Origin of the sequence: Clostridium sp. AF34-13, from assembly GCF_003477845.1 — a bacterium.
Lineage (GTDB): Bacteria > Bacillota > Clostridia > Lachnospirales > Lachnospiraceae > Butyribacter > Butyribacter intestini.
On record NZ_QUEB01000011.1, the window covers coordinates 131,742 to 138,266 of the forward strand.

A 6,525-nucleotide genomic window follows, 5' to 3' on the forward strand; every position below is an offset into this window, starting at 1 on the left:
CTAAAAATAAAAGGAGGAAAGAGTTGTGTACACGTAAAGAAGCTTCTTTCTTCTGAAAAATAATTGAATAAACTAGAAATACCTTGTAGTTATCAAGGTGGCAAACAGAGATTAGCAAAACAGATTGTAGATATATTTTATGAAGAAAATAATATCAATGATGATACGAAATTCTATGATTTGTGTTGTGGAAGCGGAGCAGTTTCATTAGAACTTATTAATCGTGGATTTAATTCAAATAATATAACGATGATTGATAATGGGTGTTTTGGTCAATTCTGGCAAGACATAGCAAACGATGAATTTGAATTAAATGTATTCAGAGAAGAAATAGATAAACTACCTTCTATCGAAAATATTCAATCATATCTCAAAGAATTAAGTAATCAGCAAGTAGATAAAGATAAGATGATTTATCATTATTTGCTATTACAAGCTGGTGCATTTGGCTCAAAACAGATTTGGATTGAAAATGGAAAGTGGAAGAATAACACATTCAGGAATTATTGGCTTCCAACTGCAACAAGTAACCGTAAGAGTCCTGTCAATCCTATGATGCCAATGCCAGAAACCTTATATAGCAGGGTTGAAAATATAGTCAATCAAATGTCAGGTTGTATTGTAGCAAGTAAGGAAAATGTATTTGATGCATTATATAGACTTAATACAGAATGGGAAAATGGAAATAAGAATGTAATTATTTATATTGATCCTCCATATATGAATACAACTGGTTATAAAGATTCTTTTGATATTTACGAATTAGAGCGACAAATTTGGAATAATGTGCCTATTTATATTTCTGAAGGATATAAGATGCAAGGCGCATTACATACATATTTATTATCAAAAGGTCGTAGTAAGGGGAATATTAGTGGTGATGTTAAGAAAAAACCTGTAGAAGAATGGTTGAATAAATTTGAATATTCGGAAGTTGGAGCTAAATATGTAAAAGTGTATGCTGATTTATAAAATCAAAACAAAATTCCAAGTAAAGCGGAATTTCATTGGGTGAAAAATTATGGAAAAAGTGATAAATGACTATGAAATCAAGGAAATTGCCTTAAATCCAGCATATATGACAAATGATGACCTTGAAAGCCTTATAAATCAAGGGTTTCACGCACGTTGGATGAGAGAGGACGAAGGAAATGATAAAAGTATATTTACGATAACAGTTGATGAAAACCAATGAAACATAGATTTCCTTGTAAAATGGAGGTAAGAAAAAATATGTTGTATAAGTTAAGAACAGGGGATGTAATTCTTTGTGAAAACAAACCGCTAAATCAAACAAATGCCTATCTAATCGTATATGACGCAGATAATGGATTGGGGTTATGGTGTCTTGGATGTGGAGAGGCTCTTGGATTTTATGGAGATGACATTGAAAAGATGAAAACAGATATTTTAAATAAAGATTTTCTAAACATCCAATCAGTTATTCCCAAAGAACTTATTAGTGAATATTTAAACAACCATTATAAACTTGCGTTTCCAGTTAAAGCACATGATGGATTTCATGAATTAAATATTGTAATAGAGTTAGGAGAATAAATCATATGAAGAAGAAAATTTTAGCAGTTGCATTAGGATTAACATTGTGTTTTGGAATGACTGGATGTACAAAAGGTGATATTGAGTCTGAAAATAGTGATCTTGGAAATAAATATATAGACTTAGTAACAATATATACAGGTGATAGAGGCACTGAAGTTCTCTATGATAAAAACACAAAAGTAATGTATTTTGTAAAATGGAATGGTTATCAATTTGGAATCACACCTATCTATAATTCAGATGGAACAGTGAAATTATATGATGAAGAATAGTATGATAGACAACGAATTACGTCAGCAATATAGGAAAGCTGTTGATGATTTGAGAATAGCATTTAAGAAGACTTGTTTGTACAGATTTTGCGAAGAAGTTGTGAAGAGATTAAGTAAGATTTTGAGATAGTAAGGAGTAAATTACATGAAAAAGAAAATTTTAGTAGTAATGTTAGCAGTTGGAATGGTAGCAACATCATTAACTGGATGTGCTTTCGAAACTGAATCAAAAAAGGTTACATATAATATGAAACAGGAAGCGGAGAACTTTAATGTTCTTAGAAGATTTGCAGTAATCAATACTCGTACTGATAAGGTTGAGTTTGAAATGATTGGTGCATTTAGTAGAGAGGATGCGACAAATGATCAGGTGACGCTTGTTGTAGAGATGGAAGATGGCACATATAAGAGACATATTATTGGGCTGAATGAAGATACAATGTATGTTATTGAGGATTTGGGTGGTGCTGAAGTCAATAAATACAAGTATGAGGTTAATTATATTCCTGAATCAATTGTACCATTTGAGATTACAGATAAAAAGTAAGCACATGAAACCGAAGTTTCTTTGGAGTTAGGAGGTAGCAAATGGCGAATTTAAATTTAGAAGATTTTAGTGAAGAATACAGAAAAACAGCACCAATGGAGTGTTCTTTGTATTTAGTTTCTTGTTTAGATAAAGATACACAAACGCAGTTAAAGAAAGATTGGAATGAAGCTGGTGGTGTTAAAGTAATTCCGTATTGGAAATGGTGCATGGAACATATTGATGTAACCTATCACAATTAAGAGAATAATACATTGAAAGAAATCTTTCATTTGATGGCAGGAGGTGAACGAATGGGTAAAATTAGTAAACAGACATTTATTGTAGAAGTTGCAACTGATAAAGATTCTTTTGAAGATTGGTTAGCAGAGAAGTGTTCAGAAATATACAATATGGCAATTGATGATTTTGTAGAAGCTATTGATGAAGAAGATAGAGACGAATATTTGGTTGATGATATGAGAAGAATCGAAGAATTAGCAGAAAAAGTCAAAGGAAGTAGAGAATAATTAACTGAATAATACGAAAGGAGTGAGTGGCAGCCTTAAAGATATATCGCTCTGAGTAGATTAAAAAATTGGAAAAATTAAATACTATATACAATGATAATTGTATGGATTATATGAAAACAATGCCAAATGGGTGCGTTAATCTAACGATTACTGATATTCCATATGGCGAAGTAAACAGAGATAGTAATGGTCTTAGAACCCTCGATAAAGAAAATGCAGATATTATGACATTTGATTTACAGGAATTTTTACCAGAATTATTTAGAGTAACTTCTGGAACAATAATTATATTTTGTGGCAAGGAACAGTTGTCAGAAATACATAAATTCTTCTCAGAAAAACAGAAGAAACATCAAGGAACTGTTAGACAGTTAATATGGAAGAAAACAAATCCAAGTCCTATGAATGGACAGCATATCTATTTATCTGGCATTGAAAATGCTGTGTGGTTTAAAAAGCGTGGTGGCACATTCAATGCTCATTGTAAAAATACAGTCTTTGAATATCCCTGTGGAAGAAGCAAATTACATCCAACTGAAAAGAATCATGATTTATTAAAGGAATTAATTCTTGATAACAGCAACGAAGGAGATATTGTGTTTGATCCATGTGCAGGTAGTGGTTCTCATTTGCTTGTAGCTAAAGAAAATAATAGAAATTGGCTTGGTGTTGAGTTGAACGAAGGGTATTTTGAGATAGCAGAGAATAGATTATTAGGATAGGAAGAAACTCGCATTTCATGTCAAATTTATTACTATATATAGCGGTTGGAACAATATTAGACCACTATATATAGTGGAAGGAGAAATATGTTTTTGTTAATTTTACATATTATGTTAATAATCTTATGTGCCGCCAATGCAATCATAAATGATGATAAGTTGTCAAAAATTTTGTGGTCATTTTCAGCGTTATGTTGGCTACTTGTAAGTGTAATGAAAATTGCTGCGATGTGGTAGTACGGAAAGAGAATATATAAGTATGAAAGGAGTGTGTGTATAATGTATCAGAATTGTTGTAAAAAGTGTGGAAGCATTGCATTACATACAGAGGTAAAAGGTAATAATACAGGATTGTATTGTGATGATTGTGGTGCTTGGGTAAAGTGGCTTGGAAAGGACGAATTTAGAGCGTTTGAACATTCAATGCGAGAAGCAACAAAAGAAGAGAACGAATCTGTTGACAAATATATCCAAAGTATTAGCAAGCAAACAGGAGTAAATCTATTTGACACTTCTACGATTGTTGAGCGACTGGAAAGATTTGTTGAAGTAATAGATAAGGAAATTGATTGTGAATATGAGAAGCGACCAATTTCTGTAGAAGATAATATCAGAAAGAACGCATATTGTTATGCATTAGAAAAATGTAAAACTGCGATTGGTAATATTTTAGACGGTAGAGAATTTAACGACTTAGGAGAATAATTATATGAAAATTGTAATAGAAATTCCAAAAGAGTTTGAATGTGATTTTAATAAAGATAAATTCAACGAAACATTCTGTAGATTGAGTGTGGACGCTCATTTAATGGCTGGAAATTACGAAAAAGAAACGCTTGGAATGTTATCAAATGCATTTGAAAATGCAAAGGTTTTGGAATGATGAATCCTGTCTTTCATTGGCTCGTAACAAAGAATAAGTAAGTAAATAAAAAAGAAATGAGGTTATTAAAATGATTAAGAAAGTTGATAAGAAGAACAAATTTGTATCTGTATTCAATCCAAATACAGGATTTTACATGAGAAGTGGAGTAATTGAAAATGGAAAGGATACAGGAAAAGATCCTTTTATGACCTCGTTTCCTGAATTACTCGACATTGGAGTTATGGGACATTGTGTTCATGGTGCAAGTGGACTGTGTATTAAGTCTGGAGTTCAGTGCTATCAGAATGGATTAAAGACCAAATATCCGAACATGTCATTTGAAAATTTTAAAAGAATTGTTGATGAATGTAAAGGAAAGACATTTCAGTTTGCTTTAGGCGGTAGAGGAGACGTAGATCAGCATGAGAATTTTGAAAAAATTCTTAGATATTGCAGAGAAAATGGTATTGTACCAAATTTCACATCTTCAGGATTAGGGTTTACCGATGAGATTGTTGCTCTTTGTAAGGAGTTATGTGGAGCAGTTGCAATTAGTTGGTATCGTCAGGAACATACATATAAAGCAATTCAGATGTTGCTCGATGCAGGTGTGAAGACAAATATTCATTATGTATTAGGTAATAATTCTATTGATGAAGCGATTGAAAGACTAAGAAATAATGATTTTCCAAAAGGTGTAAATGCAATAATCTTTTTACTTCATAAGCCAGTAGGATTAGGACAAGAGAATAATGTATTGAATTTTGATGATGAAAAGGTAAAAGAATTTTTCCATATCATAGATACATGTCAATTTGATTTTAAGATTGGTTTCGATTCTTGTACAGTTCCAGCTCTTATTAATATGACTTCTAATATCAATGAAGATAGTTTTGATACTTGTGAAGGTGGAAGATGGTCAGCCTATATCACATCTGATATGAAGATGTTGCCTTGTAGTTTTGACAATCAAGATATGAGATGGGCTTATGACATTTCAAATGATACAGTTCAGAATGCTTGGGATAGCAAGCAATTTGAAGATTTTCGTGACCATTTTAGAAATTCTTGCAGTGGATGCAATAGACAGTGTGAGTGTAGAGGTGGTTGTCCTATTAGAAGACAAATTGTTTTATGCAACAAAGAGGAGAAAAATTTATATGAAAGTACGCAAAGATTTTGTGACTAATTCTTCGAGTAGCAGCTTTATTATCTCGAAAAGATGCCTTGATGAAGATCAGATTGAGGCAATCAGAGAACATAGTTCTTTAGGTGAAAAATTAGGATTAGAATGCTTTGATGAACCTTGGGATATTTCAGAGAATAATGATTATATAACAGGTTATACATGGATGGATAATTTTGACATGAGTGAGTTCTTTGACAAGATTGAAGTCAATGGAAGAAATGTCAATTGGAGTGAATATCAATTTAATTTACCAGAAGATTTGTCAGAAAACACAGATGAAGAAACGAATGAAGATTCAGATTGGAGGAAATTATTATATGAAGATTAGATCGGATTATGTAACGAATTCTAGTAGTTCATCCTTTATTCTTTCATTTAAGGATGAAGAGAGTATCTATAACACCTTAAAGGAGCAGTTCCCCAAATATATAGAAAATGGTTGGTCAGCAGGTGAAAATGGATACCTTTGTCAGTTATTGGATGAGATTGAGGAGGCAGATAGATTAACAGAGAATAATATTAAAGAGATCGTTGATGATGAGAGTTGGGATGTTCGTTGGGATATTGAAGACGAATTAGAAAGAAAAGGAATGTCTTATTCAGAAGTAAGAGATTTTCTTGAAACAACAGAAGGAGAAAAAACGATTGCTGATGCTTGTAAGGAGAAATTTGAAAAGATTATGAATAAGATTGGCGACAACAAGGTAATTGTACAGGTTGAGCATGGTGATGGTGGCGAAGGCGAAGATGGTATGTTGGAGCATGAAATTTTACCAAATTTAGATTGCACAGCAGTTAGATTTTCGCATCATTAAGTCCAGCTAATAAATGTCAATAGTTAGATGTGAAAAAAATTAT

At 32.1% G+C, this 6,525-nt stretch carries 13 protein-coding genes; all 13 read left to right on the top strand.

Features of this window, described 5'->3' with window-relative positions; translation table 11 throughout:
• Positions 1 to 63: 63 nt before the first annotated feature.
• The 13 genes from DWZ63_RS10845 to DWZ63_RS10895 all read left to right on the top strand — a co-directional run bounded on the left by DWZ63_RS10845 (position 64) and on the right by DWZ63_RS10895 (position 6,482).
• Positions 64 to 972, top strand: a complete 909-nt coding sequence (locus DWZ63_RS10845; protein ID WP_118499898.1) for a DNA adenine methylase — start codon at positions 64 to 66, stop codon at positions 970 to 972.
• 49 nt (positions 973 to 1,021) lie between these two features.
• The gene (locus DWZ63_RS15775; RefSeq protein WP_182431503.1) at positions 1,022 to 1,195 is read left to right on the top strand and encodes a hypothetical protein; all 174 of its coding nucleotides are present in this window, start codon (positions 1,022 to 1,024) and stop codon (positions 1,193 to 1,195) included.
• Positions 1,196 to 1,233: 38 nt separating this feature from the next.
• The gene (locus tag DWZ63_RS10850; protein WP_118499899.1) at positions 1,234 to 1,557 is read left to right on the top strand and encodes a hypothetical protein; all 324 of its coding nucleotides are present in this window, start codon (positions 1,234 to 1,236) and stop codon (positions 1,555 to 1,557) included.
• 5 nt (positions 1,558 to 1,562) lie between these two features.
• Positions 1,563 to 1,832, top strand: coding sequence for a DUF6440 family protein (locus DWZ63_RS10855; protein WP_118499900.1), 270 nt, complete (start codon positions 1,563 to 1,565; stop codon positions 1,830 to 1,832).
• Positions 1,833 to 1,977: 145 nt separating this feature from the next.
• Positions 1,978 to 2,379: a hypothetical protein gene (locus tag DWZ63_RS10860; RefSeq protein ID WP_118499901.1), complete on the top strand. Its 402-nt coding sequence runs from the start codon at positions 1,978 to 1,980 to the stop codon at positions 2,377 to 2,379.
• A 41-nt stretch (positions 2,380 to 2,420) separates the two neighbouring features.
• The gene (locus tag DWZ63_RS10865; RefSeq protein ID WP_118499902.1) at positions 2,421 to 2,621 is read left to right on the top strand and encodes a hypothetical protein; all 201 of its coding nucleotides are present in this window, start codon (positions 2,421 to 2,423) and stop codon (positions 2,619 to 2,621) included.
• Positions 2,622 to 2,672: 51 nt separating this feature from the next.
• A complete protein-coding gene (locus DWZ63_RS10870; RefSeq protein WP_118499903.1) occupies positions 2,673 to 2,888 on the top strand; it encodes a hypothetical protein in 216 nt (71 codons plus the stop codon).
• A 68-nt stretch (positions 2,889 to 2,956) separates the two neighbouring features.
• Positions 2,957 to 3,613, top strand: a complete 657-nt coding sequence (locus DWZ63_RS10875) for a site-specific DNA-methyltransferase (RefSeq protein WP_147353227.1) — start codon at positions 2,957 to 2,959, stop codon at positions 3,611 to 3,613.
• A gap of 279 nt (positions 3,614 to 3,892) precedes the next feature.
• A complete protein-coding gene (locus DWZ63_RS10880) occupies positions 3,893 to 4,318 on the top strand; it encodes a hypothetical protein (RefSeq protein WP_118499905.1) in 426 nt (141 codons plus the stop codon).
• A gap of 4 nt (positions 4,319 to 4,322) precedes the next feature.
• Complete coding sequence (locus DWZ63_RS15780) at positions 4,323 to 4,496, top strand: hypothetical protein (RefSeq protein WP_182431504.1); 174 nt, start codon at positions 4,323 to 4,325, stop codon at positions 4,494 to 4,496.
• 70 nt (positions 4,497 to 4,566) lie between these two features.
• Positions 4,567 to 5,667, top strand: coding sequence for an SPASM domain-containing protein (locus DWZ63_RS10885; RefSeq protein WP_118499906.1), 1,101 nt, complete (start codon positions 4,567 to 4,569; stop codon positions 5,665 to 5,667).
• Positions 5,639 to 5,995, top strand: coding sequence for a hypothetical protein (locus DWZ63_RS10890; RefSeq protein WP_118499907.1), 357 nt, complete (start codon positions 5,639 to 5,641; stop codon positions 5,993 to 5,995). Before DWZ63_RS10885 ends, DWZ63_RS10890 begins: the two co-directional genes overlap by 29 nt.
• Entirely contained in the window at positions 5,985 to 6,482 is a 498-nt protein-coding gene (locus DWZ63_RS10895; protein ID WP_118499908.1) for a hypothetical protein, read from the top strand. Before DWZ63_RS10890 ends, DWZ63_RS10895 begins: the two co-directional genes overlap by 11 nt.
• The last annotated feature ends 43 nt before the right edge of the window (positions 6,483 to 6,525 follow it).

Excerpts from the sequence above, each read along its gene's own strand:
- DWZ63_RS15775 (WP_182431503.1), top strand. The coding sequence starts at position 1,022 with ATGGAAAAAGTGATAAATGACTATGAAATCAAGGAAATTGCCTTAAAT.
- DWZ63_RS10850 (WP_118499899.1), top strand. The coding sequence starts at position 1,234 with ATGTTGTATAAGTTAAGAACAGGGGATGTAATTCTTTGTGAAAACAAA.
- DWZ63_RS10855 (WP_118499900.1), top strand. The coding sequence starts at position 1,563 with ATGAAGAAGAAAATTTTAGCAGTTGCATTAGGATTAACATTGTGTTTT.
- DWZ63_RS10860 (WP_118499901.1), top strand. The coding sequence starts at position 1,978 with ATGAAAAAGAAAATTTTAGTAGTAATGTTAGCAGTTGGAATGGTAGCA.
- DWZ63_RS10865 (WP_118499902.1), top strand. The coding sequence starts at position 2,421 with ATGGCGAATTTAAATTTAGAAGATTTTAGTGAAGAATACAGAAAAACA.
- DWZ63_RS10870 (WP_118499903.1), top strand. The coding sequence starts at position 2,673 with ATGGGTAAAATTAGTAAACAGACATTTATTGTAGAAGTTGCAACTGAT.
- DWZ63_RS10880 (WP_118499905.1), top strand. The coding sequence starts at position 3,893 with ATGTATCAGAATTGTTGTAAAAAGTGTGGAAGCATTGCATTACATACA.
- DWZ63_RS15780 (WP_182431504.1), top strand. The coding sequence starts at position 4,323 with ATGAAAATTGTAATAGAAATTCCAAAAGAGTTTGAATGTGATTTTAAT.
- DWZ63_RS10885 (WP_118499906.1), top strand. The coding sequence starts at position 4,567 with ATGATTAAGAAAGTTGATAAGAAGAACAAATTTGTATCTGTATTCAAT.
- DWZ63_RS10890 (WP_118499907.1), top strand. The coding sequence starts at position 5,639 with ATGAAAGTACGCAAAGATTTTGTGACTAATTCTTCGAGTAGCAGCTTT.
- DWZ63_RS10895 (WP_118499908.1), top strand. The coding sequence starts at position 5,985 with ATGAAGATTAGATCGGATTATGTAACGAATTCTAGTAGTTCATCCTTT.